General features: G+C 66.4%; 20 protein-coding genes and 1 pseudogene. 8 read left to right on the forward strand and 13 right to left on the reverse strand.

Annotated features, from left to right (window positions below; all coding sequences use genetic code 11):
* Positions 1-31: 31 nt before the first annotated feature.
* From ACFSCW_RS05575 to ACFSCW_RS05600, 6 genes are all read right to left on the reverse strand, one after another.
* A complete protein-coding gene (locus tag ACFSCW_RS05575) occupies positions 32-1,627 on the reverse strand; it encodes a putative bifunctional diguanylate cyclase/phosphodiesterase (RefSeq protein WP_380887728.1) in 1,596 nt (531 codons plus the stop codon).
* Between the two features lie 79 nt (positions 1,628-1,706).
* Positions 1,707-3,173, reverse strand: coding sequence for an aldehyde dehydrogenase family protein (locus tag ACFSCW_RS05580; protein WP_380887730.1), 1,467 nt, complete (start codon positions 3,171-3,173; stop codon positions 1,707-1,709).
* Complete coding sequence (locus ACFSCW_RS05585; RefSeq protein WP_380890023.1) at positions 3,170-3,583, reverse strand: endonuclease domain-containing protein; 414 nt, start codon at positions 3,581-3,583, stop codon at positions 3,170-3,172. Before ACFSCW_RS05585 ends, ACFSCW_RS05580 begins: the two co-directional genes overlap by 4 nt.
* Positions 3,584-3,635: 52 nt before the next feature.
* The gene (locus ACFSCW_RS05590; protein WP_380887732.1) at positions 3,636-5,282 is read right to left on the reverse strand and encodes an acetolactate synthase large subunit; all 1,647 of its coding nucleotides are present in this window, start codon (positions 5,280-5,282) and stop codon (positions 3,636-3,638) included.
* 108 nt (positions 5,283-5,390) lie between these two features.
* Positions 5,391-7,043 carry a thiamine pyrophosphate-binding protein gene (locus ACFSCW_RS05595; protein WP_380887734.1) on the reverse strand — a complete coding sequence of 551 codons (1,653 nt, stop codon included), beginning with the start codon at positions 7,041-7,043 and terminating at the stop codon, positions 5,391-5,393.
* A gap of 131 nt (positions 7,044-7,174) precedes the next feature.
* Complete coding sequence (locus ACFSCW_RS05600; protein ID WP_380887736.1) at positions 7,175-8,611, reverse strand: NAD-dependent succinate-semialdehyde dehydrogenase; 1,437 nt, start codon at positions 8,609-8,611, stop codon at positions 7,175-7,177.
* Positions 8,612-8,785: 174 nt separating this feature from the next.
* Between ACFSCW_RS05600 and ACFSCW_RS05605 the strand changes: the two genes are divergently transcribed.
* Positions 8,786-9,709: an SMP-30/gluconolactonase/LRE family protein gene (locus ACFSCW_RS05605; RefSeq protein ID WP_380887738.1), complete on the forward strand. Its 924-nt coding sequence runs from the start codon at positions 8,786-8,788 to the stop codon at positions 9,707-9,709.
* Positions 9,710-9,777: 68 nt separating this feature from the next.
* The gene (locus ACFSCW_RS05610; protein ID WP_380887740.1) at positions 9,778-10,542 is read left to right on the forward strand and encodes an energy transducer TonB; all 765 of its coding nucleotides are present in this window, start codon (positions 9,778-9,780) and stop codon (positions 10,540-10,542) included.
* Between the two features lie 12 nt (positions 10,543-10,554).
* On the opposite strand, the gene ACFSCW_RS05615 is transcribed toward ACFSCW_RS05610, so the two are convergent.
* Positions 10,555-11,463 (reverse strand): LysR family transcriptional regulator, encoded by a 909-nt coding sequence (locus ACFSCW_RS05615; protein WP_380887742.1) that lies wholly within the window; start codon positions 11,461-11,463, stop codon positions 10,555-10,557.
* Between the two features lie 107 nt (positions 11,464-11,570).
* On the opposite strand from ACFSCW_RS05615, the gene bdcA reads away from it, so the two are divergent.
* Both bdcA and ACFSCW_RS05625 read left to right on the forward strand, forming a co-directional pair.
* Positions 11,571-12,284 carry an SDR family oxidoreductase gene (gene bdcA / locus ACFSCW_RS05620; RefSeq protein ID WP_380887744.1) on the forward strand — a complete coding sequence of 238 codons (714 nt, stop codon included), beginning with the start codon at positions 11,571-11,573 and terminating at the stop codon, positions 12,282-12,284.
* A gap of 95 nt (positions 12,285-12,379) precedes the next feature.
* The gene (locus tag ACFSCW_RS05625) at positions 12,380-13,144 is read left to right on the forward strand and encodes a crotonase/enoyl-CoA hydratase family protein (protein ID WP_380887746.1); all 765 of its coding nucleotides are present in this window, start codon (positions 12,380-12,382) and stop codon (positions 13,142-13,144) included.
* 4 nt (positions 13,145-13,148) lie between these two features.
* Here ACFSCW_RS05625 and ACFSCW_RS05630 read toward each other — a convergent pair whose 3' ends face one another.
* The 5 genes from ACFSCW_RS05630 to ACFSCW_RS05650 form a co-directional block, all read right to left on the reverse strand.
* Positions 13,149-13,439, reverse strand: a complete 291-nt coding sequence (locus ACFSCW_RS05630) for a hypothetical protein (RefSeq protein ID WP_380887748.1) — start codon at positions 13,437-13,439, stop codon at positions 13,149-13,151.
* Between the two features lie 96 nt (positions 13,440-13,535).
* Positions 13,536-14,936: an efflux transporter outer membrane subunit gene (locus ACFSCW_RS05635; RefSeq protein WP_380887750.1), complete on the reverse strand. Its 1,401-nt coding sequence runs from the start codon at positions 14,934-14,936 to the stop codon at positions 13,536-13,538.
* Positions 14,923-16,071 (reverse strand): efflux RND transporter periplasmic adaptor subunit, encoded by a 1,149-nt coding sequence (locus ACFSCW_RS05640; protein WP_380887752.1) that lies wholly within the window; start codon positions 16,069-16,071, stop codon positions 14,923-14,925. Before ACFSCW_RS05640 ends, ACFSCW_RS05635 begins: the two co-directional genes overlap by 14 nt.
* Positions 16,064-19,255 (reverse strand): efflux RND transporter permease subunit, encoded by a 3,192-nt coding sequence (locus tag ACFSCW_RS05645; protein ID WP_380887754.1) that lies wholly within the window; start codon positions 19,253-19,255, stop codon positions 16,064-16,066. Before ACFSCW_RS05645 ends, ACFSCW_RS05640 begins: the two co-directional genes overlap by 8 nt.
* A 170-nt stretch (positions 19,256-19,425) precedes the next feature.
* Positions 19,426-19,689, reverse strand: coding sequence for a DksA/TraR family C4-type zinc finger protein (locus tag ACFSCW_RS05650; RefSeq protein ID WP_380887756.1), 264 nt, complete (start codon positions 19,687-19,689; stop codon positions 19,426-19,428).
* Between the two features lie 62 nt (positions 19,690-19,751).
* Between ACFSCW_RS05650 and ppc the strand changes: the two genes are divergently transcribed.
* The 4 genes and pseudogenes from ppc to ACFSCW_RS05670 all read left to right on the forward strand — a co-directional run bounded on the left by ppc (position 19,752) and on the right by ACFSCW_RS05670 (position 24,379).
* On the forward strand, positions 19,752-22,418 hold the full coding sequence (ppc, locus tag ACFSCW_RS05655) for a phosphoenolpyruvate carboxylase (protein ID WP_380887758.1): 2,667 nt from the start codon (positions 19,752-19,754) through the stop codon (positions 22,416-22,418).
* A complete protein-coding gene (locus ACFSCW_RS05660; RefSeq protein ID WP_380887760.1) occupies positions 22,415-22,771 on the forward strand; it encodes a hypothetical protein in 357 nt (118 codons plus the stop codon). The genes ppc and ACFSCW_RS05660 overlap by 4 nt, the downstream gene beginning before the upstream one ends.
* A 42-nt stretch (positions 22,772-22,813) precedes the next feature.
* Positions 22,814-23,697 (forward strand): annotated as a pseudogene (locus ACFSCW_RS05665) (enoyl-CoA hydratase-related protein).
* A gap of 238 nt (positions 23,698-23,935) precedes the next feature.
* A complete protein-coding gene (locus ACFSCW_RS05670) occupies positions 23,936-24,379 on the forward strand; it encodes a PEPxxWA-CTERM sorting domain-containing protein (protein WP_380887762.1) in 444 nt (147 codons plus the stop codon).
* Here the strand turns inward: ACFSCW_RS05670 and ACFSCW_RS05675 are convergent.
* Positions 24,369-25,088: an SDR family oxidoreductase gene (locus ACFSCW_RS05675; protein WP_380887764.1), complete on the reverse strand. Its 720-nt coding sequence runs from the start codon at positions 25,086-25,088 to the stop codon at positions 24,369-24,371. The genes ACFSCW_RS05670 and ACFSCW_RS05675 overlap by 11 nt on opposite strands.
* Positions 25,089-25,128 lie beyond the last annotated feature (40 nt).

The raw sequence follows: 25,128 nt of genomic DNA on the forward strand, positions 1-25,128 counted from the left end.
GCGCCCGGTCAAGTCCATGTCTGCGGGCGGCTTAGCTCGCCTTGCGCAGTTCCCGGATGCGTTCGCCGGCGGGGGCGGCGAGGCGGCGGACGGGGAGCAGGTTGCGCTCGGCAAGGAGCGCGCGGACCTGGCCGACGTCCATCGGCTTGCCGAAATGCCAACCCTGGCCCTGGAAGCAGCCGAGCGTCTTCAGCTTCGCCTCGATCTCCGGCGTCTCGACGCCTTCGGCGGTGACCGGCAGGCCGAGGCTGTCGCTAAGGCGCGTGATCGCGTTCACGATCGCGGTGCTTTCGGCGTTGCTGCCCATCGAGGTTACGAAGCTGCGGTCGATCTTCACCCGGTCGAACGGCAGCGCGCGCAGGTTCGACAGCGACGAATAGCCGGTGCCGAAATCGTCGAGCGCGAGGCGGATGCCTTGGTTCTTGAGGCTGCCGACCACCGACTGGGCGACGCCGATATTCTCGATCAGCGCGCTTTCGGTGATCTCGATCTCGAGCCGGTTGGCGGGGAAGCCGCTTTCGACCAGCAGCTTGACGATCTTGTGCGCGAACCACGGGTCCTTGAGCTGGCTCGGCGCGATGTTGACCGAGAGCGTCAGCGAGGCGTCCCAATTCTTCGCTTCCTCGAAGGCCTGGCGCATCACGGACATCGACAGGTCCGCGATCATGCCGGTTTCCTCGGCGATCGGGATGAAGATGTCGGGCGGGATCACGCCGCGGGTCGGGTGCTCCCAGCGGGCGAGCATCTCAAAGCCGAGCAGCTTGCCGGTCGCGAGATCGATCTGCTGCTCGTAATAGGGCACGAACTGGCCGAGCGGGATGCCGTCGCGCATGCCGCTTTCGATCGAGTTGCGCATGTTGAGCTCGCGCTCCATCGACTCGTCGAACCAGTGGTAACGGCCGCGGCCCGCATTCTTCGATGCGAACATCGCGATATCGGCGCGGCGGAGCATATGCTCGATCGTCTCGCAGCCGGGCTCGGCCTTGGCGATGCCGATCGACGCGCCGGTGTGGATCGAGGCGCCGGCGACATCGAGCCGCTGGTTGAGGTCCTTGATCAGCTTCTCGGCGATCGCGTCGACCGTGTCCTGCCGGGCCGCCTCGTAGCTGAACAGAATGCCGAACTCGTCGGCGCCAAGCCGCGCGGTAAGCGCTCCTTCGGGCGCCGACGCTTCGACCAGCCCGGCGACGAGCTGCAGCGTCGCGTCGCCGATCGCGTGGCCGTTGACGTCGTTGACCGTCTTGAAGTGATCGAGGTCGAGCAGCAGCAGCACAGCCTTGCGGCCACGCTTCGCAGTCTTGCGGAGATAGGCGACCGCCTCGCTGAGCAGCGTGTGGCGGTTGCGCAGGCCGGTCAGCGCGTCCTTGAGCGTCAGGAAAGCGGCGCGTTCCTCTGCCGCCTTGCGCAGACCGCTTTCGCTGCGCAGGTCGACATAGCGGCGCCAGGCGAACAGAACGAGCGCCACGTTCAGGATCGCGGAGACGGCGAGGAGCTGGTTCGCTTCCCCGCCATACAGCAGCGCCTGGATGTTGGCGGACAGGGCGGGGCCTGCCGTCATCGTCATGAGTGCCGCCGCGGCGATCGTGATCCCGCCCAGCACCAGATCGCGCTTTGCTCTGCCGTCCATGGAGTCCTGCCCTGATATCATCAGGCCTGACTGGCAGCTTGGAATGGAGGATCGGTTAAACCGTTGGCTTAGCGAAACCTTACTCGCCCAATTGTTTGGGAGGTGCCGGCCGGTCGGTGCGGCGGATGACGAGATTTCGAATCTCCGTCATGTCCTCCATCGCAAAGCGTACGCCCTCGCGGCCGAGGCCGGAGTCTTTCACGCCGCCATAGGGCATGTTGTCGACGCGGTAGCTTGGAACGTCGTTAACGACGACGCCGCCGACATCGAGATGGTCCCAGGCGTCGAGCACCTGGAAGATGTCGCGGGTGAAGATGCCGGCCTGCAGCCCGAACTTCGAGTCGTTGACGATCGCGAGCGCTTCGTCCCAGGTCTTGAAGCGTTCGAAAAAGGCGACCGGGCCGAACGCTTCCTCGCGGTTGAGCTTGGTGTTGGTGCCGACATCCTCGAGCAGCGTCGCCTCGAGCATCGCGCCTTCGCGCTTGCCGCCACAAAGCAGTTTCGCGCCGCCGGAGACGGCTTCCTGAATCCAGCGGTCGAGCCGTTCGGCTTCCTTCACGTCGATCATCGGGCCGACAAAGGTGTTGCGGTCGTGCGGGTCGCCGGCGATCAAAGTCTTCGTCTTGGCGACGAGCTTGTCGCGGAAGGCATCATAGACATCGTCGTGGACGACGATGCGCTGCACGCCGATGCAGCTCTGGCCGGACTGGTAGAAGGCGCCGAACACGGTGCGCTCGACGGCGTCGTCGAGATCGGCGTCGCGGTCGATCACCACGGCCGCGTTGCCGCCGAGTTCCAGCACGACTTTCTTCTTGCCCGCCTTTGCCTTCAGGTCCCAGCCGACGCCGGGCGATCCTGTGAAGCTCAGCAGTTTCAGCCGATCGTCCTCGGTGAACATGTCGGCGCCGTCGCGGTGGGCGGGCAGGATCGAGAAGGCGCCCTTGGGCAGGTTCGTTTCCGCCAGCACTTCGCCCATGATGATCGCGCCCAACGGCGTGCGGCTGGCCGGCTTCATCACGAACGGGCAGCCTACCGCGATCGCGGGCGCGATCTTGTGCGCGGCGAGGTTCAGCGGGAAGTTGAAGGGCGAAATGAAGGAGCAGGGGCCGATCGGCACCCGCTTCCAGATGCCCTGATAGCCCTTGGCGCGGGGGCTGATGTCGAGCGGCTGGACTTCGCCCGTCATCCGCACCGATTCCTCGGCGGCGATGCGGAAAGTGTCGATCAGGCGGGTGACTTCGCCCTCGGCGTCCTTGATCGGCTTGCCCGCCTCGACGCACAGTGCATAGGCGAGCTCGTCGAACCGCTCCTTGAAGCGCGCGACGCAGTGATCGAGCACCGCCTGCCGCTCATAGGCCGCCATTCGCGCCATCGGCTCGGCGGCCTTCACCGCGGCGGCGATGCCGGCCTCGATCTGCTCCGGGCGCGCCATTGCCACGCGGAAGGCGACCTTGCCGGTGTATTTGTCCGTCACCTCGAGGTCGGCGTTGCCGGACCAGGCCTGGTTGGCGATGTAGAGCGGGTAGGTGTCGCGGAGTTTGGTCATAGGTTCGTCCTAAGCCCCTCCCCTTTAGGGGAGGGGTTGGGGTGGGGCAGTCGCCACCCGGTTCGGGGTGGGAGCGCTTGGAGAGTCGCTAACGTTACCTGCAGCACACCATCCATGTTCTGCATTACGTCAGTGTTCGTGAACCTGATCGTCTGAAACCCCTGTTGCACCATGAACCCATCACGTCGTGCGTCATAGGGCTGATCGTGCGTGTCACCGTCGATCTCGACGATCAACCCACGCGACGGACAGAAAAAGTCGACGATGAAGAAGCCGATCACCTGCTGACGACGGAACTTGAAGCAGCCGAGGCGAGAGTTGGACACATGGCGCCAGAACCGCTTCTCCGGCTCTGTCGGATTGCGTCGCATCTCTGAGGCGCGGTGCTGGAGTTCGTCTGGTGTCGGCATGGGTTGATACTGCCCCACCCCAACCCCTCCCCTGAAGGGGAGGGGCTTGAGATCACAACGCCTTGCTGAGCTGTTTGATGTCGTTGTTCAGGATCTTGTCGTTTTCGGAATAGTCGACCGGGCAGTCGATCAGGTGGACGCCGGGTGTGTCGAGGCATTCCTTGAGGAGGCCCGGGAGCATTTCGGCCGAGGTAACGCGGTGGCCCTTGGCGCCGTAGCTTTCCGCATACTTCACGAAATCCGGGTTGCCGTAGGTCAGGCCCCAATCCTTGAAGCCCATGTTCGCCTGTTTCCAGCGGATCATGCCGTAGCTGTTGTCGTTGAGGATCAGCACCGTGATGTTGAGGCCCAGACGAACCGCGGTCTCCATTTCCTGGCTGTTCATCATGAACCCGCCGTCGCCGCAGATCGCCATCACCTTGCGATCGGGATAGACCATTGCCGAGGCCATCGCGGAAGGCAGGCCGGCGCCCATCGTCGCCAGCGCATTGTCGAGCAGCACCGTGTTCTGCTGGCGCGCCGGGTAATTGCGGGCGAACCAGATTTTGTAGACGCCGTTATCGAGGCAGATGATGCCGTCGGCCGGCATTGCCTTGCGGATTTCGCGCACCAGGCACGGTGGGAAGATCGGGAAGCGGCCTTCGCCGCTGAGCGATTCGGTGTGCTCCACCTCGGCCTTGCGGAAGCGGAGCATGTCTTCGAAATTCCACCGGCCCGACGGCACGATGTCCTCGTGAATCTGCCAGATGGCATTGCCGATGTCGCCGATCACCTCGATCTGAGGGAAATAGACGGGATCGACTTCGGCCGAGCGAGTCGAGATGTGGATCACCTCGGCGCCGCCACGCTTCATGAAGAAAGGCGGCTTTTCGATCACGTCGTGGCCGATATTGACGATCACGTCCGCCGCTTCGATCGCGCGGTGGACGAAGTCGCCCGCCGACAGCGCCGCGCAGCCGACGAATTTCGGATGCGTCTCGTCGATCACGCCCTTGCCGAGCTGGGTGGTGACGAAGGGAATGCCGGTCTTTTCGACCAGCTTCAGCAGCATGCGGCCCGTTACCTTGCGGTTCGCGCCGGCGCCGATGACGAGGATCGGAGCCTTGGCGTCCTCCAGCTTCTTGACCGCGGCGCGGATCGCTTTCTCCTCGGCAAGCGGGCGGCGCACATAGCTCGGCTTCAGCGGGGTGGAGTCGGTCTGCTCGTCGGCGACGTCCTCAGGGAATTCGAGGTGGGTGGCGCCGGGCTTTTCTTCCTCGGCGAGGCGAATGGCCTCGCGGATGCGGCTGGGGATGTTGTCGGCGCTGGCGAGCTGATGCGTGAACTTCGTGATCGGCCGCATCATGTCGACGACGTCGAGGATCTGGAAGCGGCCCTGCTTCGACTTCTTGATCGGCTTTTGGCCCGTCACCATCAGGATCGGCATGCCGCCAAGCTGCGCATAGGCGGCGGCGGTGACGAAGTTGGTGGCGCCGGGCCCCAGCGTCGCCATGCACACGCCGGTCTTGCCGGTGTGGCGGCCATAGGTGGCGGCCATGAAGCCGGCGCCTTGCTCATGGCGAGTGAGGATCAGCTTGATCTTGGAGGAGCGCGACAGGCTGTCGAGCATGTCGAGATTTTCTTCGCCGGGCACGCCGAAGATATACTCGACGCCCTCTTCCTCCAGGCACTGGATGAAGAGGTCGGATGCCTTGGTCATGATGTCCCCCGTTTGCCGGATGCTTTTGCCATGCGTCCCGCGCGGGCGGTTCCGGCTTTGCCGATTCCCGTTCCGCGCGGATGGCTTATCGTTTCGGGGTGAGCGGCGCTAGCCTTTGCGGGCGGACTGGAGCTGCGACAGGGTGATGCCGGGCGTGAGCTGCTCGACATCGGTTTTCAAGTGGAGGAGCTTGACGCCTTTCTGCTCCAGCGCGCGGACGAGGGCGGGGGTGAAGGCTTCGGTGGTCTCGACCGTCTCCGCCCAGGCGCCGAACGCGCGCGCGAAGGCGGCGAAGTCCGGGTTGAGGAGTTTGGTACCCGAGACGCGGCCGGGATATTCGCGTTCCTGGTGCATGCGGATCGTGCCGTACCAGCCATTGTCGACGACGATGACGAGCAGGTCGCAGCCGTGCGCGACGGCGGTGGCGAGCTCCTGCCCGTTCATCAGAAAATCGCCGTCGCCGGCGACCGCGACGACCTTTTGCTCCGGGCGGCGGAGGGCGGCGGCGACGGCGGCGGGTACGCCATAGCCCATCGCGCCCGCCGTGGGCGCGAGCTGGGTGCCATAACCTTCGTAGCGCCAGTAACGGTGCCACCAGCCGGAGAAATTGCCGGCGCCGTTGCAGATGATCGTGTCGGCGGGCATCGCCTCGCGCATCGCAAGCACGCACTGGCCGAGGTCGAGCGTGGCGCCGTCGCGGGGCTTGGGCGTGGACCATTCGAGCCATTCGGCGTGGGCTTCGGCGCCGGCTGAGAACGCCCGGGGGGGCTCTGGAAGGTTTTCGGCGAAGCTTTGCATGTCCGAACAGATCGCCAGATCGGCCTTGTACACGCTATTCAGCTCGTTGGGGTCCGGGTGCACGTGGATCAACAGCTGGCCAGGATGATCCGGCGTAATCAGCGAGTAGCCATCGGTCGTTGCTTCTCCGAGGCGACAACCGACGACGATCAGCGGGTTCGCGGATCGGATCCGCTCAACAAGCTTTGGATTCGGTCCGTAGCCCAGGTTTCCAGCCCATACCGGCGAACTATTTGGGATGGAGTCCTGTCTCCGGAACGCAGCAGCGACGGGAATACCGGCGCGCTTAGCCCAACCGGCGAACAGCTCGCTCGCTTTTGGATTCCAGTCTGCGCCTCCGATCAAGGCAAGCGGACGACCGCCTTGCCCCATATTGATCGGAATCATCTGCATCGCCTCCCATTCAGGCTCTTGGGGAGGGCGCTTCACCGGGTTCCGATCCACTGCCTCGACTTCGTCGAGCAGCATATCCTCCGGCAGCACCACAACGACCGGGCCCGGTCGTCCCGACACCGCCGTCGCATAGGCGCGGGCGGTGTATTCGGGGATGCGGCGGGCGTCGTCTATGCGCAGGACCTTCTTCGCCAGCGGTGCGAACATCTGGCCGAAATCGACTTCCTGGAACGCCTCGCGGTCGCGGTCGCCGCGGGCGACGTCGCCGACGAACAGGATCATCGGCAGCGAATCCTGCATCGCGACGTGGACGCCGATCGAGGCGTTGGTCGCGCCGGGCCCGCGGGTCACGAAGGCGATGCCGGGGCGGTTGGTGAGCTTGCCATCCGCGCAGGCCATGAAGCCGACGCCGCCTTCCTGCCGGCAGACCACCACCTCGATCTCGGGCGTGTCGTGCAGCGCGTCCAATACGGCGAGGAAGCTTTCGCCCGGCACGGTGAAGATGCGGTCGCAGCCCTGGGCCACGAGATTGTCGACCAGGATGCGGCCGCCGGTTCGTTTCGCTGTCATGCGCCCGACCTAAGGGCAGCAAATAGAGCCGTCCATCCCGAGCGAAGTCGAGGGACGCACTCGATTCTGCGCACACAAGAAAGTGCGTGTCTCGACTTCGCTCGACATGGACGGCTTTGGGTGTTGACCAGCTAAGCCTGGTGGATTGCCTTGACGACCATGTAGCTGTCGAGGCCCTCGGGACCGCCTTCGCTGCCGAAGCCGGAATCCTTGACGCCGCCGAACGGGGTGTCCGCGCCGGAGATGTTGAACGTGTTCAAACCCACCATGCCGGCTTCGATCAGGTCGCCGAGCCGGTTCGCGCGGCGGCCATTCTCGGTGAAGGCGAAGGCGGCGAGGCCGTAGGGGAGGCGGTTGGCCTGCTCGATCGCTTCCTCTTCGGTCGCGAAGGGGCGGGCGACGGCGACGGGGCCGAACGGCTCCTCGTTCATGATGCGGGCTTCGAGCGGCACGTCGGCGAGGAGCGTGGGCTTGTAGAAGAAGCCGTCGCCGAACCGCTCGCCGCCGGCCGCCAGGGTCGCGCCCTTCGCGACGGCGTCGTCGACCAGGGCCGAGATCGCGTCGGGGCGGCGGCGGTTGGCGAGCGGCCCCATCTTTGTCGTCGGCTCGAGGCCGTTGCCGACCGGATAGGCGGCCGTGCGCTCGGCGAAGGTCTTGATGAAGCGATCGTAGATACCCTGCTGCACGTAGAAGCGCGTGGGGGAGACGCAGACCTGGCCGGCGTTCCGGAATTTCTGCGGCACGACCATGTCGAGCGTGCGGTCGAGGTCGCAATCGTCGAAGATCAGCACCGGCGCGTGACCGCCCAGCTCCATCGTGACGCGCTTCAGGCCGTCGGCGGCGAGCTTCATCAGATGGCGGCCGACCGGCACCGAGCCGGTGAAGCTGACCTTGCGGATCACCGGCGAGGCGAGGAGGTGGCGGCTGACCGTGTCCGGCACGCCGAAGACGAGCTGGGCGACGTCGGCGGGGAGGCCGGCGTCCGCGAGCGCCTGCACGATCGCGGAGGTGCTGCCCGGCGTTTCTTCCGGCGGTTTGGCGATCACCGAGCAGCCGGCGGCGAGTGCGGCGGCGAGCTTCTTCGCCATCAGATAGACCGGGAAATTCCAGGGCGTGAACGAAGCGACCGGGCCGACCGGCTGCTTGATGACGATCGAGCGCTGGCCCGTCGGACGGACGAGCACGCGGCCATAGGCGCGCTTCGCTTCCTCGGCATAATAATCGAAGAGCTGCGCGGCGCCGGCGACTTCGCCGCGCGCTTCGCCGAGCGGCTTGCCCTGTTCCATCGTCAGCAGCGTCGCGATGCGGTCGGTGCGCTGGCGGATCAGGTCGGCAGCCTTGTGCAGGATGGCGGCGCGCGCCTCGACATCGGTCGCTTTCCACGTCTTGAAGCCGCGATCGGCGGCGGCGAGCGCTTCGTCGAGATCGGCTGCGGTCGCGAGCGGGACTTCGGCGACGGTGGCGCCTGTTGCGGGGTTGAACACCGGCTGGGCATCGCGGCCCTCGCTGGCGTGCCAAGCGCCGTTCACGAACAGCTTCAGATCGGCATCATAGGTTGCGGTGGCCATCGTCTCGAACTCCGTTGAGTCCCGCCCCATAGCCGGTTCGGGCTGAGCTTGTCGAAGCCCTCCCTTTCCCTTTAGCGTGATCGAAAGAACAAGGGAGGGCTTCGGCCGGGTCCCACGAAAGTAATACTTTCGTGGGTGCCCGACTTGCTCAGCCCAAACCGGGAGAGAGAAACGGTGCCAGAATTGAAAGAGATCGCCAGCGGGCTGCGCTTTCCCGAAGGACCGGTGGCCATGCCGGATGGCAGCGTGATCGTGGTCGAGATCGAGGCGGGGCGGATTACGCGGTGCTGGGGCAAGGGGAAGACGGAGACGGTCGCGACGCCGGGCGGGGGGCCGAATGGGCTGGCGCTGGGGCCGGACGGGATGCTGTATCTCTGCAACAATGGCGGCTTCGAATATCTGGAAACGCAGGGGCTGCTGATCCCGCACGGTGCGGCCAAGAGCTGGAGCGGCGGGTCGATCCAGCGCATCGATCCGGACCGAGGCACGGTCGAGACGCTCTATACCCATGCGGGCGAGGTGCAGCTTCGGGGACCGAACGACATCGTGTTCGACGATGCCGGCGGCTTCTGGTTCACCGATCACGGCAAGACCTTCCAGCGGTCGCGCGACGTGGTCGGCATTTTCTACGCCAGGGCCGACGGCAGCCATATCGAGGAAGCCGCCTTTCCGATGGAGAATCCGAACGGCATCGGCCTCTCGCCCGACGGCAAGCGGCTGTATGTCGCCGAAACCTATACGGCGAAGCTCTGGTATTTCGACGTGACGGCGCCGGGCAAGCTCGACCGGGGCGAGAGCCTGACCGGAACCGGCGCACATTTCGTCTATGGCGCGGGCGGCTATAGCTGGTTCGACAGCCTGGGCGTCGAGGCGAGCGGCAATGTGTGCGTGGCGACGATCGGCAATGGCGGCATTTCGGTCGTCGCGCCGGATGGCAGACTGGTCGAGTTCGTCGAAACCGGCGATCCGTTCACGACCAACATCTGCTGGGGCGGGGCGGACCTGCGCACCGCCTATATCACGCTGTCCGGCACCGGGCGGCTGGTCAGCACGGAATGGGCGCGGCCGGGTCTGGCGCTGCATAATCTGAACCGCTGAATCACGTTCCGTTCAGCCTTTTGGCGCTAGTTTCGGCCTTCACGCGTTGAACGCGTCAAGGGTCGCTTATGTACGCACAGCAGGGCTGGACCAGAGAAAAAGCGACGTCGGTTTTCGGCGTGGCCGTCGTGCATGTGCTGATCGGCTATGCACTGCTGACCGGCTTGCGGCTCGATTTGCCGCGGCGGGTGAGCGACGAGCTGAAGACGATCAACATCCTGCCGCTTCCCGAGCCGCCCAAGCCGAAGACCCAGATCGAGCACAAGGTGAAGTCCGCGCGGCCCGAAGGGGAAGCGTCTCCGCCGAACCTGCGCGCCGAGCCGACGCAAATCGTGCTGCCGCCGCCGCCGATCAAAGTGCCGACGCCCAACCCGCTGCCGGTCGCGCCGATCTCCGGCGTGGGCAATGCCCCCTCTGCCGGATCGGCCGACATTCCAGGGCCGGGCTATGGCGCCGGGGGGTGGGGCAACGGCCGCGGATCGGGCGGCGAAGGGGACGGCGATGGCGGCGGCGGATGGGTCGCGCCGCGCCAGATCAAGGGCAAGATCAGGGATTCCGACTATCCGCGCGCGGCCGGCGAGGAAGGCGTGGGCGGCACCGTCGGCGTCAAATACGAAGTCGAGGCGGACGGCCATGTTTCGCACTGCGACGTGACGCGGTCGAGCGGCGTTCGCGTGCTGGACGACACGACCTGCCGCCTGATCGTCGAGCGGTTCCGCTTCAAGCCGTCGCGCGACCCGGACGGACGGCCGGTCGCCGCAACGATCGTGCAGAACCACACCTGGTCTATTCGAGAGGTTCCGCCGGACGAGCGGGATGACGGCGGGCGCTAGTCTCGTGAGCTGTCAGGGACTGCGCGGGACTTCCCAATAAGGCGGGTCGCCGAAGCTCTTACGCAGACTGTCCGCGAGTGCGCGGATTTTGGCGGAGGCGCTGTGGTCGCGCGGATAGGCGAGGAACAGCTCGGCGCCTTCGGCTTCCGCCCCGACGTCGATCTGGACGAGCCGGCCCTGATCCAGTTCGGAATGGACGAAGAAGCTCGGCAGCAGAGCGATCCCGAGACCCGCGACCGCGGCATCGCGCATTACCAGCCCATTGTTGACCCTGAGTGCGGCGCGGGGGCGGATCGCGGTCCAGCCGCCCGAGACCTGAAAGCGCCAATCGACGTCGCGGTTCGAATAGAGAATCGCGGAATGGCCTTCCAGCTCGGCGAGGGAGCCGGGCGTTCCCCGTTCGGCGAGATAGGCAGGAGACGCGACGAGCAGCCGTCGGCTCGTCGCGAGACGACGCGCGATCAGGCGCGTGTCACCGACGGCGCCGTGCCGGAGCACTGCATCATATCCGTCCGCCGCGGCGTCGACGAAGCGGTCGTCCAGCTCCAGCGTGAGGTCCACGTCGGGATGCGCGGCGAGGAACGTGCAAAGCGCAGGCGCAAGATGCAGGATGCCGAAGCCGACCGGGGCGGACAGCCGGAGCGGACCGGCAAGCGTTCCGCTGCGCTCGGCAAGCTCGGCTGAGGCTTCGCTGGCTTCGCGGAGGATGCGCTGCGCGCGAGGCAGGAATGTCTGGCCGTTCATCGTCAACGAGAGCTTGCGCGTCGTGCGCTGGATAAGGCGCGTGCCGAGAAAGCGTTCGAGCTCCGCGAGCCGTTCGCTGACCACGGACTTGGCGAGGCCCAGCCGGCGTGACGCCGCGCTGATCGATCCCGCCTCGGCGGTGTGGATGAATGCCTCGACCCCTTCGAGCTTCATCATCGTTCGGCATTCCCGAAAGCCGGTTTCGGATTTCGCCGGCCAGTGCGAACGATGCCGCAGGTGCATCTCCCGGTCCACAGCAATCTTCAACGCAAGGGAGTTTCGAGATGGGCGATTTCACCGGAAAGAATGTCCTGGTCCTTGGCGGCAGCCGGGGAATCGGCGCGGCGCTGGTGCGCCGTTTCGCGAGCGGGGGCGGCACGGTCGGCTTTACCTATGCCGGCTCCAAGGATGCGGCGGATGCGCTGGCCGCCGAAACGGGAGCGGAAGCGATCCGCGCCGATAGCGCCGACCGCGACCAACTCGTGGCGACGGTCGGCGGCCGTGGCGCGCTGGACATCATCGTCATCAATGCCGGGACCTTGGTGCTGGGCGATCCGCTTACCTTGGACGCTGATGCGGTCGACCGGATGATCGACGTCAATGTCCGCGCGCCGTATCACGCCGCAGTCGAGGCGGCGCGGCGGATGAACGAGGGCGGCCGCATCATCGTGATCGGTTCGGTCAATGGCGACCGGATGCCATTCGCTGGGGGCGCCGCCTATGCACTGACCAAGTCGGCGATGCAGGGCATGGTGCGGGGACTGGCGCGGGACTTCGGCGGCCGCGGCATCACCGTCAACAGCATCCAGCCGGGGCCGACCGACAGCGACATGAACCCGGCAGACGGCCCGATGGCCGAGCAGATGCACAGCTTCATGGCGATCAAGCGCCACGCCAAGGCCAGCGAGATCGCGGAGCTGGCCGGCTATATCGCCGGCCCGCACGGTTCGATGATCACCGGATCGATGCAGACGATCGACGGCGGCTTCGGCGCCTGAGCTTCGTGTAAGATGCCGCGAGCTTTGCCTGTGCAATGCTATTGGGAATGGCAGTAGAAGGAGCCATTCAGGATGGGGCGGGACAGGAAAGTCGGATGAGCAAGGTTCTTGTCGAGCGCCGCGATCATGTGACGGTGGTGACGATCAACCGCCCCGAGCGGCGCAATGCGGTGGATGCCGAGACGGCCAGCCTGCTTCGCGCTGCGTTCCAAGCGTTCGATGCCGATGACGAGGTGCGTGTGGCGGTGCTGACGGGGGCAGGCGGCACGTTCTGCGCGGGCTATGATCTCCATAGCGTTGCGGCCGCGCCTCCGCCCTACGATGCCGCCGGGCCGGGGCCGATGGGGCCGACCCGGATGCTGCTCTCCAAGCCCGTCGTCGCGGCGGTGGAGGGCCATGCCGTCGCCGGCGGGTTGGAGCTGGCGCTGTGGTGCGACCTCCGGGTCGCTGCGGCGAGCGCTGTTTTCGGCGTGTTCTGCCGGCGATGGGGCGTTCCGCTGATCGACGGCGGCACCGTCAGGCTGCCACGGATCGTGGGGCAGGCGCGCGCGCTCGACATGATCCTGACCGGGCGGCCGGTGGACGCCGAAGAAGCGCTGGCGATGGGGCTTGCGAACCGGGTCGCGCCGGCGGGCGAGGCATTGAACGAAGCGCTGAGGCTTGCCGAGACGATCGCGTCATTCCCACAGATGTGCATGCGCGCGGACCGGCTTTCCGCCTATCGGCAATGGGACAGCGATATCGGCGATGCGCTTCGTGCGGAGGCTGTGGGCGGCGAAGCGCCGCTGCGGGCCGAAGGATTGGCAGGCGCGTCGCGCTTTGCGGACGGGGCAGGGCGCGCGGGGCGGTTCGAAGGCTAGGCTATCAGCCTTTCAATGCCTTGTAGGCGGTCTGCGTTGCGGCGAGCAAAGTAGCCGACGGCGTTTTCGCGCAAGCTTTCCTCACGCTGTCCCAAATGTCGTCGTTCGATTTGCCGGTGCCCACACCGTGGCCGGACTGGACGTTGAGGCCCGTCCAGAAGCCGAGGATCCAGCTCTGGGCCTGCATGACCGAGTCCGGCTTGAATGCCGCTTCGCACTTCACGCTGCCGAAACCGAAGGTCGGAATCATCGGCGGGTGATGCGCAACTGCGGTGAGCAACAAGAAATACAGCATGGAAACGCTCCGCAACTCGGGAGCAGTCTAGCGGCGCATCGCTAACGAGGTCTGTCGCGCCGCCTCCGTTCGGCCCGCTTGCAATGCGGGCTGTCGCTATCCGGTGGAGCTTCCGCCCAGCGCGCGGACCAGCGCGACGGCGGTGCGGACGCGCAGGGTCTGGACGGCGATTTCGGCGCGCTGGGCGTCGAGCGCTGCAGTCTGGGCCGTGACCACGTCCAGGTAATCGGACGCGCCTTCGCGGTAGCGGGTGAAGGCGAGGTCGCTGGTCCGGCGCGCGGCCGCGGCGGCATCGCGCTGGTCGCGGGCCTGGGCGGCGAGCAGGCGCGCGGCGGCGAGCTGGTCTTCGGTCTCGCGGAACGCGGTGAGCACGGCTTCGCGGTAATTGGCCGCCGCCTCGTCATATTCTGCGCGAGAGATGCGGACGCGCGCGCGCCGGCGGCCGCCGTCGAACAAGTCGAGCGCGGCGGTGAGCGGGCCGAGCGCCCAGAAGCTTGCGGGGGAACTGAGCAGCGATCCCTGCGCGGCTTCGAAGCCGGCCGTTCCGCCCAGGGTCAGGCTTGGGAAGAAGGCGGCGCGGGCGACGCCGATGCGGGCATTGGCGGCAGCGATGCGGCGCTCCGCGGCGGCGACGTCAGGGCGGCGCTGCACGAGGCTGGCGGGCGTGTCGATGGGCATCGGTGGCGGCGCGCCGATTCCGGCATCGCTTGGCGGAAGCGACAGCTCCGACGGAAGCAGGCCGACCAGCGCCGCGATCTCATGCTCTGTCGCGGCACGACGATTGGCGACGTCCGAAATCTGTGCGCGCGCGTCGGACAACTGGGTTTGCGCGCGGCTGACGTCGAGCCCCGACGCGGCGCCCCCGTCATGACGCGCCTGTGTGAGTTCCAGCGCGCGACCGAACGCCTCGACCGTCTTGCGCAGCAGCGCCGCTTCCGCATCGAGCCCGCGCAGGCGGAAATAGGCGTCGGCGACGGATGCCTGGAGGCTGAGCCGCACCGATTGAAGGTCTGCCGCACTGGCTTCGGCGCTGGCATCCGCGGCGCGGACCGAATTGCGCACGCGACCCCACAAGTCGATTTCGTAGGCGAGGGAGCCGCCGATCGTCGCGTCGGTGTAGGTGGCCGAGCGCGTCGCGCCGGGGCGCCGGCCGGACGTGCGTTCGCGCACGGCATCGCCGGAGACGCCGACGGTCGGATAGAGATCGGCGGATGCTTCGCCGGCTGACGCGCGGGCGGCGTCGTAGCGCGCGACCGCCGCGGCGAGCGTCGGGCTCGCGCTTTCGATCCGGGCCTCGAGGCCGTCGAGCATCGGATCGCCGAACATGGTCCACCAAGCGCCGCGCGGTGCAGCATCGAGCGGCGTCGCCGTGGTCCAGCCGGCCGGTATTTCCTTGTAGGCGGCGGGGGCTGCGGTGACCGGCGGCGCATAATCGGGCGCGAGTGAGCAGCCCGTGAGCATCAGCGCCGGCAGCAGGCAGAGACTAGCGCTGCGCATGCCCCGCCTCTGTGCGGACCTGGTCGCCGGTCTCGATGGCATCCGGGGGCGTGTCGGCGATTCGTTCGCTGCCGCTGAGGCCGGAGACGATCTCGACTTCCTTGCCCTGATCGCGGCCGAGCTTCACCGGCACCAGGCGGACGCGGCCGTTGCGGTCGACGGTGACGACCGTGGGTCCGCCCTCGCGGAACAGGATCGCGCTGCCCGGCAGGTGAAGCGTGCCGGCCCCCGCGGGGACTGCGAAACTGACCTGGGCATAAGCGCCTGGCTTCAGCGCCAGATCACCATTGTCCGCCTGCAGCTCGACGAGCACGGTGCCGGATTGCGGATCGACTGCGCCTGCCGTCCGCACCAGCGCGGCGTCGAAGCTGCGGCCGGGATATTCGGGAACGCTGAGCTTTGCGTGCTGCCCCGGATGGACCTGCGCCGAAAAGCTTTGCGGCACGCGCACATAGACGCGGATGCGGTGAATGTCCGACACGGTGAAGAGCGGCTGCGAGGCAGCGCTGCCGGACGTGACGAGCGCGCCGATCTGCGCCGAGCGGCTGGTGACGACGCCCGCAAATGGGGCCGTCAGCCGCTCGAAGCCCTGCACGGCCGTCAGCCGGCGGACATTGGCGAGCTGGGCGTTCGCGACCGCGGACTTGGCCGCGAAGTCGCCGGCCTTCTCGTCAAACTCCTGGCGGGAGACGGCGTCCTTCTTCAGCAACGTGTCCCACCGGTCGGCGGTGGTGCGGGCGAGCCGCTGGTTGGCGATCGCGGTCTGGTAATCGGCGCGGGCCTGGGCAAGTTGCTGGTCCACGTCCGGCGCATCGAGGATCGCAAGGACCTGGCCCGCGCGGACGGTATCGCCGATATCGACCAGCCAGCGCCGGACATAGCCGTTGGTGCGCGCAAAAATGGCCGCGCTGTTGAAGGCCTGGATGTTGCCGGGAAGAACCAGATCGGCGTCGCCCTGGCCGCGCTTCGGCTGGACGATCGCAACGGTCGGGATCGACTGGTCCCGAGCGACCTGGGCAAGCTGATGATCGGCGTTGCTGCGCGTGGCGATACCGATCGCGACGATGCCGATCGCAGCGACGCCCGCGATCACGCCGGCACGCTTCAGGCGCGGCGTTTCGATGGATTCAGGCATGGGAGAGTTCAAGCTCCTGGGGCGGCCCCGCCACGCGCCCACGGCGATGGACGAAGCTGAAGACGGTGGGAACGAAGAAGAGCGTGGCGATCGTCGCGCAGACCAGGCCGCCGATCACGGCACGGCCGAGCGGCGCGTTCTGCTCGCCGCCCTCGCCGAAGCCCAGGGCCATCGGCATCATGCCGATGATCATCGCAAGCGCGGTCATCAGCACCGGGCGGAAGCGGACCATGCCGGCTTCGAGCGCTGCCCTGGATGCGTCGCCCAGCTCCGTCAGCCGTTCGCGGGCGAAGCTGACGACCAGGATCGAGTTCGCGGTCGCGACGCCCATGCACATGATCGCGCCGGTGAGTGCCGGGACCGAAAGCGTGGTGCCAGTCGTGAACAGCGTCCACACGATCCCGGCGAGCGCGGCCGGCAAGGCCGTGATGATGACGAACGGGTCGAGCCAGCTCTGAAAGTTCACGACGATCAGCAGATAGATCAGCAGGATCGCGCCGATCAGGCCGAAGCCGAGGCCGGAAAAGGCGGTTTTCATCGTCGCGAATTGGCCGCGGATCGTCACCGTCACGCCTTTGGGTTGCTGCTTTTCCAGCGCCTTGATCGCGCGCTGCACGTCGCCCGCGACTGCGCCGAGGTCGCGGCCCTGCGGCGCCGCATAAATGTCGACCACTGGCTGCACGTCATAATGGCTGACGACCGGCAGCGTGTTGGTACGGCTGACCGCGGCGATACCGCCCAGCGTCTGTGCGGTGGTGCCGTTCGGGCCCGAGATCGGAATCCCCTGCAACTCGGGGAGCGAACCCACCCGATATTCGGGCGCCTGCGCGACGACCGGATAGGAGACGCCGTTTTCGGGATTGAGGTAGAAGACGGGCGCCGTCGTCGACGTGCCGGCGAGCGACGTCGCCAGGCTGGTCGTCACGTCGCGTTCTGTGAGGCCATATTGGCCGATCCGCGAGCGATCGATATCGACGTTGAGCTGCGGGTAGCGCGCGGTCTGGTGGATGCGGACGTCCGCCAGACCCGGGACGGTGCGCAGACGGCGCAGCAGCCTTTCGGCATAGGCGGCATTCTCGTCCGCCTTCCGCCCGCTAATCTGCACGTCGATCGGCGCGGGCGCGCCGAAGTTCAGGATCTGGCTGGTGATGTCGGCCGGCAGGAACGAGAAGGTCGTGCCGGGAAAGCTGCGCGGCAGCTCGCGCCGCAAGGCCGCGACATAGCCCGGCGTCGGCCTGTGATGCTCGTTCAGCGCGATCAGAATGTCGCCATCCTGCGGGCCGATCGTGCCGGAGTTGTTGTAGGTCGTGTTGATGGAGCTGACCGGCAGGCCGATATTGTCGGCGACGGAGCGCAGTTCGCCCGGCGGAATGATCTCGCGGATGCGCCGCTGGATGCGGTCGAACTGGGCGGCAGTGTCCTCGATCCGCGATCCGACGGGCGCGCGGACATGGAGCAGGATCTGGCCCGAGTCTACGTCCGGGAAGAAATTGCTGCCCAGGAACGGCGTCAACAGGAACGAGGCGAGCACGATGCCCAGAAAGCCGATCATGAACGGCTTGCGGCGCTCGAGCGCCCGGGTCAGCAGCGCGCCATAGGATGCGCGCACGCGCTCGAACCGACGCTCGAAGCCGCGCTGGAAACGGATCAGCGGATTGCGCGAGCCGGGGCTGCCGGCCTCGTGAACGTCCTCGCCCGCGTGGTGCGGCTTCAGCAGGTACATGGCCATGGTCGGCACCAGCGTTCGCGACAGGACGAAGGACGCGATCATCGCGAACACGACCGCCATGGCGAGCGGCACGAACAGATAACCGGCGACGCCCGGCAGGAAAAACATCGGCACGAACACGATGCAGATGCAGAGCAGCGACACGAAAGCCGGCGTGACGATCTGCGCGGCGCCGTCCAGGATCGCCTGGATCACGCCCTTGCCCTGTTCCAGATGCCAGTTGATGTTCTCGATGGTGACGGTTGCGTCATCGACGAGAATGCCGACGGCGAGCGCCAGGCCGCCCAACGTCATCACGTTCAAGGTCTGCCCCGTCGCGGCAAGCCCCGCGATCGCCGCAAACACGGCGAGCGGGATCGACAGTGCGATGATCACCGTCGAACGCCACGAACCCAGGAAAAGCAGGATCATCAGCGACGTCAGCGCCGCCGCGATCACGCCTTCGCGGACGACTCCGCTCACCGCCGCGCGCACGAACAGGGACTGGTCGCCGATCGGCTCGATCTTCAGGCTCGGCGGAAGGCCTTCCAGAATCTTCGGAATCCGGTCCTTTACGCCTTGCACGATGGCGAGCGTGGAGGTGGCGCCGTTCTTCAGCACGGTGACCAGAACCGAACGCGCGCCGTTCACGTGCACGATATTGGTCTGCGGCGCGCTGCCGTCCCGGACATGGGCGACGTCGCGCATGTAGATGGTCGCGCCGTTCACGACCTTCACCGGCAAGTCGTTCAGCTCGTCGATCGAGTTCGGCGCGTTGTTGAGCTTGATGCTGTATTGGAAGTCGCCGATCTTGGCGAAGCCGGCCGGGTTGATCTGGTTCTGCGCCGCGATCGCGTTGCCGATATCGGTGGCGGACAATCCCTTGGACTGAAGCGCCACGGGATCGATGTCGATCTGCACCTGGCGCGAGCGGCCGCCCGAGGGGTAGGGGATCGCAGCCCCCGGGACCGTGATAAGCTGGATGCGCGCCTGGTTCTGCGCGATGTCGAAAAGCTGCTGCTCGGACAGGCCACTGCCCGACATCGCAAGCTGGATGATCGGAACGGTCGAGGCGCTGTAGTTCAGGATCAGGGGCGGCGTGACGCCGGGCGGCATCTGCCGCAGCACGGTCTGCGAGACGGAGGTGACCTGCGCGGTCGCGGTGCGGATATCGGCGCCGGGCTGGAAGAACACTTTCACCACGCCGATGCCCTGCAGCGACTGGCTTTCGATATGCTCGACGTCGTTGACGGTCGTGGACAGCGTGCGCTCGAACGGCGTGATGATGCGGCCCGACATTTCCGACGGTGGCAGGCCAGCATATTGCCAGGCGGCGGCGATCACCGGCACACGGATGTTGGGGAAGATATCGACCGGAGTCCGAATGGCCGCGAGCACGCCGACAATCGCGATCAGCATTGCCATCACGATGAAGGTCAAAGGGCGCCGCAAGGCTACGCCGACGATACCGATCATTCACGACTCCGGCCGAACCCGTCCGCCCCAACGAACCGTCCGCTCAGTAAGTGCAACCGAAGCCGGGCACCCCCGCCCGAGTCTTTGATCGCCGGCGCTCTTGCCGCCGCCCTCCGCCAAATTCAATACCGAACCGAATAGAAATACTGGGGGAGCTCGGCGCGTCCGGCCTATTTGAGCTGGCTGTCCTTGCTGCCGCGGCGGTTGATGCCGGTGGCGACGATGCGGCCGTCGCGTTCCGACTGGCATGGCACGCAGGTGCGGACGCCGGGCAGCGCCAGGCGGCGGCGCTCCGGGATTTCCTCGCCGCACTCCTCGCAATGCATGGCACTTTCGCCGGCGGGCATGCGCGCGCGTGCGGCAAGCACCGCATCGGTCACGGTATCGTCGATCTGATCCTGCACCGCGCCATCGCGCGTCCATCCGCCGGCCATGCGGTTTATATGGTGATCGGCGCATATGGTTCCAATTGGCGAAGGCAGCTATGCGGTTCCGGATGAGCAACGACCGTACGATCACCCAGAACCCGGATATCCGCTTTCTCGGCCGGCTGCTCGGCAATGTGATCCGGCATTATGGGGGCGACGCGATCTATCGGCGGACGGAGTATATCCGCTCGGCATCGGTCGACCGGCACCGGGGGCTGGCGGATGCGGAATCGATCGATCCGGGGCTGGATGCGCTGAGCCTGGACGACACGCTGTCGTTCGTGCGTGGGTTCATGCTGTTTTCGATGCTCGCGAACCTGGCCGAGGACCGGCAGGGCGTGGCGGCGGAACCGGGCGCCGATGTCGCGCATGTCGTCGAGCGGCTGCGCGCCGAGGGGATTGGCGACGAGGCCATAACGGCGCTGCTGAAGGACGCGCTGATCGCGCCGGTGCTGACCGCGCACCCGACCGAAGTGCGGCGCAAGAGTATGATCGATCACCGCAACCGCATCGCCGAGCTGATGCGGCTTCGTGACACGGGCGCGACGGAGACGCCCGACGGCGACATGGTCGATCTCGCCATCGAGCGGCAGATCGCGCTGCTGTGGCAGACCCGGGCGCTGCGGCGCGAGCGGCTGTACGTCGCCGACGAAGTCGAGACGGCGCGCGCCTATTTTCAGGATGTTTTCCTGCCGGTGCTGCCGGCGCTTTATGTGCGTTGGGAACGCGCGCTGGGCCACCGTCCGCCGAGCTTTCTGCGGCCGGGCTCATGGATCGGCGGCGATCGCGACGGCAATCCGTTCGTCACGGCCGACTCGCTCAAGCTGGCGCTGTCGCGCGGGGCGGAGACGGCGATCGCGCATTATCTCGACCAGCTTCACGCGCTCGGCGCAGAGCTGTCGGTGTCTTCGACCCTAGCGGAGGTCGATCCCGCGGTGCTTCGTCTCGCGGAGGCGAGCCATGACGACTCCGCGGCCCGGGCGGACGAGCCCTATCGGCGCGCCATTTCCGGCATCTATGCGCGGCTGAGCGGCACCTACGAGGCGCTGACCGGACGTCCGCCGCCGCGGCCGACGCGGATCGCGGCCGAGCCCTATCCGACGCCGGAAGCGCTGGTCGAGGATCTGCGCGTGCTTGGCCGCTCGGTGTCCGGGGCGGGCGGCCCGCTGGCGGGGCCGGGACCGCTCAGCCGGCTGATCCGGGCGGTCGAGACGTTCGGCTTCCATCTCGCGACGCTCGACATGCGGCAGAACAGTGCGGTGCATGAGCGCGTCGTCGCCGAGCTGTTGGCGAAGGCGGGCGTCGAGGCCGATTATATCGCGCTCGACGAAGCGGCGAAGGTCGCGCTGCTGGCCCAGGAGCTCGAAACGCCGCGGCTGCTTGCGAGCCCCTTCGCCGGCTATTCGGACGAGACGCAGAGCGAGCTTGCGATCGTGCGCGCGGCGGCGGAGGCGCATGCACGTTACGGCGCGGCGGCGATCACCACCTACATCGTCTCGATGTGCAAGTCGGTGTCGGACCTGCTCGAAATCCATGTGCTGCTGAAGGAAGCGGGGCTGTACCGGCCGGGCGAACGGCCGGCCGTGATGGCGGTGCCGCTGTTCGAGACCATTGCCGACCTGGAGGCGGCGCCCGGCATCATGCGCGACTGGTTCGCGCTGCCCGGCACGGTCGAATGGGCGCAGGCGCGCGGCCGGCAGGAAGTGATGCTCGGCTATTCGGATTCGAACAAGGATGGCGGGTATCTGACGTCGGTCTGGTCGCTGCACCGGGGCAGCGAGGCGCTGCGCGACGTGTTCGCCGAAAAGGGCGTCGCGATGCAGTTGTTCCACGGCCGCGGCGGCGCGGTCGGGCGGGGCGGCGGCTCATCCTTCGCAGCGATCCAAGGCCAGCCCAAGGGCACCGTCCAGGGCCGCATCCGTATTACCGAGCAAGGCGAAGTGATCGCGGCGAAATACGGCACGCCGGAAAGCGCGGCCGCCAATCTGGAAGCGATCGCGGCGGCGACTCTGCTCGCCAGCCTGGAGCCGGCGAGCCTGTCGAACGTCGATCGCGAACGGTTCGAAGGCGCGATGGCGGAACTCTCACGCAGCGCGTTCGGCGCGTATCGGGCCCTTGTCTATGAGACGGAGGGCTTTCGCACCTTCTTCCGGCAGATGACGCCGATCGCGGAGATCGCGACCTTGAAGATCGGTTCGCGCCCGGCCAGCCGCACCAAGTCCGACGCGATCGAGGATCTGCGCGCGATTCCCTGGGTATTCAGCTGGGCACAGGCGCGGGTGATGCTGCCGGGTTGGTATGGCGCGGGCGACGCGCTTGCCGGGTTCGGGGACAAGGGCCTGCTCAAGGAAATGGCCGAGGCATGGCCGTTCTTCGCGCCGACGCTTGCCAATCTGGAGATGGTGCTCGCCAAGTCCGACATGGGAATCGCCGCGCGCTATGCGGCGCTGGTCGAGGATCGCTCGCGGGCCGACGCGATCTTCGGCCGTATCCGCGACGGCTGGCACCGCACCTATGATGTGCTGCTGGACGTGACCGGCCAGAGCAGGCTGCTCGAAAAGACGCCGGCGCTGGATACATCCATCCGGCTGCGGCTGCCCTATATCGAGCCGCTGAACCTGCTGCAGATCGAACTGCTGAAGCGGCACCGCGCGGGCGAAGACGACGCCCGGATTGCCGAGGGCATCCAGCTTTCGATCAACGCGATCGCGACGGCGCTGCGCAACAGCGGATGATCAGCGCCGAAACGAAAGAGAAGTGCGGCGAAACGTTTAAATCACGTTTGTCATCGCGCTTGCCGCTTCGCGCCGCATTTGTGACGTTGCCAAGGGCGCAACACACGAAGGGGGCTTTGATGTTGTTGATTGCAATAGCTTTGCTGCAGGCTGCCGCGCCTGTACAGTCCGGCACGACACCTGAGCCGGCTGCGACGCCGGCGGCAGCGCAGGACGCGACGGACGCCGCACCGGAAGAGCCGAAGATGAAGCGGGTTTGCCACAAGGAAATGGACCCCCGCGTGCCCACGCTCGCGGGAATGCAGACGGTTTGCAAATACGTCCCGGCCGATAAGGTTAAGACGAAGAAATAGTGCCGGATGGCCAAGCCTGCCCCGGCATGGCAGGCTGAATCGATGACCGATCCGATCCTTGCCGCGCGCGATGGCGCCATCCTGACCGTCACGCTGAACCTGCCCGACAAGCGCAATCCGATTTCCGATCCGGCCGTCATCGACGCGCTTGAGCGGGTGCTGGGCGAGGCGGATTCGGACATTGGCGTGCGCGCGGTGATCCTGACCGGCGCGGGGTCGGCATTTTCGTCAGGCGGAGATCTGAAGGCGATGCGTGCAGGCAAGGGGCTCCGCGCGTCGCTGCCGGCACAGACGCGCCGCAATTACCGCGAAGGAATCCAGCGGCTGCCGCTGCTGTTTCAAGCACTGGAAGTGCCGGTGATCGCAGGTCCGTTGACGGCCGCAATTACCGCGAAGGAATCCAGCGGCTGCCGCTGCTGTTTCAAGCACTGGAAGTGCCGGTGATCGCGGCCGTCAACGGACCTGCGATCGGCGCCGGGCTCGATCTTGCCTGCATGTGCGACGTCCGGATTGCGACGGACAATGCGGTGTTTGCCGAGAGTTTCGTCAAGGTCGGGATCGTGCCGGGCGACGGCGGGGCCTGGCTGCTGCCGCGGATCGTCGGCTTTTCGAAAGCGACGGAACTGGCGCTGACGGGGGAGACGATCGGAGCCGAAGAAGCGCTGCGCATTGGGCTGGTGTCGCGGGTGGTGCCGGGGCCGGACTTGCTCCGCGCTGCGCGCGAAGTCGCCGATAAGATCGCCGCCAACCCGCCGCACGCGGTGCGCATGACCAAGCGTCTGCTGCGCGAAGGACAGACGGCAACGCTCGCCAATATCCTGGAGATGAGCGCGGCGATGCAGTCGCTTGCGCATGCGACGAGGGACAATGACGAAGCGATGGACGCGTTCCTGGAGAAGCGCGCGCCGCGCTTTACGGGCGGCTGACTGGTAATGCACCGATATGAGACAGAGCGTCTCCCGAGAGCGCATTAACCAACTCCTGTGTCCTGCGTCACTTGCCGCAAGAGAAGTGCGAGCGATAATATAGCAGCATTATCGTGATCGGCTTGTGAAACAGGAATAGTGGCAAGCACGACAGAGAGCTGGGGGGTTCTCGGTGCAAAAACTGTATTTAGGCGTAAGCTTGGCATTGGCGTTCGCATCCACGGATGCGCGTGCTGGCTTGCAGACGATTTCCTTCATCGATCTTGCCACCGCCGATCCGTCGGGTGGAGAGAGCGCGCTTTATCGTTTCAGCTTCACCAGCGAGACCGATAAGTTCGTGTTCGGCCGCGTGTATTTCAGCCTGAAGAACGACATTCGCTTCGGCTGCGGGGTGTATGCGGGCGCGCAGTGCACTTTGTCCGTCGCTGGGCAGACGCTGCGTCTGATCGGCCTTGCCAATGGCATTCAGGGCAGCTTTTCCTGGTCCGAAGACCCGCGGATCGACAATCGGCCGACGGAGATCAGCTTCGGCGTTCCCGGATCGCCCGAGGTCGTGGAACGCTACCAGGGCTATATCTCGGTTCCCGAACCGGCGAGCTGGGCGATGATGCTCGCAGGCCTCGGTTTGCTTGGGGCGAGCACCCGCGCTCAGAGATCGAGGCGGCGCGCCGTCAGTAATTGATCATCACCCGCCGGGCCAGGGCAGGGGAAATCTCGCTCACCACCCGCAGCATCTTCGTCGCACCGATATAGGCTTCCGTCTGCCCCGTCTCGATCGCCTTGACGATGTCGGCGGCGCAATCGGCGGCCGGCATTTTCTTGTGCGTGTTCTGCGCGGTCATTTGCGTTTCGACGACGGGCGGCAGCGCCTCTATCACGGTGATGTTCGTTGCCTTTAGCTGATGTCGCAGCGCCTGGGTAAAGCTGCGGAGCCCTGCCTTGGTCGCGCAATAGACGGCGCCATCGGCGCGCGGCGCGATGGCGAGACCCGAGGTTACGTTGACGATCGTAGCTTCCGGACGCTGGCGCAGCGTCGGTAGGAAACCGGCGATCAGATGCATGGGCGCGTTCAGGTTCAGGAAGATGGCGCGGTCGGTTTGATCGAGGTCGAAGCCGTCGAGCAGGGCCGACGGTCCGCCCATGCCGGCATTGTTGACGAGGATGTCGATCGGGACGCCGCTCAGTTCCTCGACGAGCGTGTCGCAGCCGGCCTTGGTGGAAAGATCGGCTTCGATCGCCTGGAAGCCCTGGTCCCGCGCCGAGGCGAGCCGGCCGGTGTTGCGGCCGCACACCGCCACGATCGCGCCGCGTTCCTTCAACTGGCGCGCGATCTCGTAGCCGATCCCGTCGGTGCCGCCGGTGACCAGCGCCGTCTTGCCCGCGATGCGCATCTGCCCCTCCATTGTCGTTGCCGGTCTGTCCGGCAGTGCC

It is taken from the genome of Sphingomonas tabacisoli, assembly GCF_042678385.1.
Taxonomy (GTDB): Bacteria; Pseudomonadota; Alphaproteobacteria; order Sphingomonadales; family Sphingomonadaceae; genus Sphingomonas_B; species Sphingomonas_B tabacisoli.

Excerpts from the sequence above, each read along its gene's own strand:
- ACFSCW_RS05575 (WP_380887728.1), bottom strand. The coding sequence starts at position 1,627 with ATGGACGGCAGAGCAAAGCGCGATCTGGTGCTGGGCGGGATCACGATC.
- ACFSCW_RS05580 (WP_380887730.1), bottom strand. The coding sequence starts at position 3,173 with ATGACCAAACTCCGCGACACCTACCCGCTCTACATCGCCAACCAGGCC.
- ACFSCW_RS05585 (WP_380890023.1), bottom strand. The coding sequence starts at position 3,583 with ATGCCGACACCAGACGAACTCCAGCACCGCGCCTCAGAGATGCGACGC.
- ACFSCW_RS05590 (WP_380887732.1), bottom strand. The coding sequence starts at position 5,282 with ATGACCAAGGCATCCGACCTCTTCATCCAGTGCCTGGAGGAAGAGGGC.
- ACFSCW_RS05595 (WP_380887734.1), bottom strand. The coding sequence starts at position 7,043 with ATGACAGCGAAACGAACCGGCGGCCGCATCCTGGTCGACAATCTCGTG.
- ACFSCW_RS05600 (WP_380887736.1), bottom strand. The coding sequence starts at position 8,611 with ATGGCCACCGCAACCTATGATGCCGATCTGAAGCTGTTCGTGAACGGC.
- ACFSCW_RS05610 (WP_380887740.1), top strand. The coding sequence starts at position 9,778 with ATGTACGCACAGCAGGGCTGGACCAGAGAAAAAGCGACGTCGGTTTTC.
- ACFSCW_RS05615 (WP_380887742.1), bottom strand. The coding sequence starts at position 11,463 with ATGATGAAGCTCGAAGGGGTCGAGGCATTCATCCACACCGCCGAGGCG.
- bdcA (WP_380887744.1), top strand. The coding sequence starts at position 11,571 with ATGGGCGATTTCACCGGAAAGAATGTCCTGGTCCTTGGCGGCAGCCGG.
- ACFSCW_RS05625 (WP_380887746.1), top strand. The coding sequence starts at position 12,380 with ATGAGCAAGGTTCTTGTCGAGCGCCGCGATCATGTGACGGTGGTGACG.
- ACFSCW_RS05630 (WP_380887748.1), bottom strand. The coding sequence starts at position 13,439 with ATGCTGTATTTCTTGTTGCTCACCGCAGTTGCGCATCACCCGCCGATG.
- ACFSCW_RS05635 (WP_380887750.1), bottom strand. The coding sequence starts at position 14,936 with ATGCGCAGCGCTAGTCTCTGCCTGCTGCCGGCGCTGATGCTCACGGGC.
- ACFSCW_RS05640 (WP_380887752.1), bottom strand. The coding sequence starts at position 16,071 with ATGCCTGAATCCATCGAAACGCCGCGCCTGAAGCGTGCCGGCGTGATC.
- ACFSCW_RS05645 (WP_380887754.1), bottom strand. The coding sequence starts at position 19,255 with ATGATCGGTATCGTCGGCGTAGCCTTGCGGCGCCCTTTGACCTTCATC.
- ACFSCW_RS05650 (WP_380887756.1), bottom strand. The coding sequence starts at position 19,689 with ATGGCCGGCGGATGGACGCGCGATGGCGCGGTGCAGGATCAGATCGAC.
- ppc (WP_380887758.1), top strand. The coding sequence starts at position 19,752 with ATGAGCAACGACCGTACGATCACCCAGAACCCGGATATCCGCTTTCTC.
- ACFSCW_RS05660 (WP_380887760.1), top strand. The coding sequence starts at position 22,415 with ATGATCAGCGCCGAAACGAAAGAGAAGTGCGGCGAAACGTTTAAATCA.
- ACFSCW_RS05675 (WP_380887764.1), bottom strand. The coding sequence starts at position 25,088 with ATGCGCATCGCGGGCAAGACGGCGCTGGTCACCGGCGGCACCGACGGG.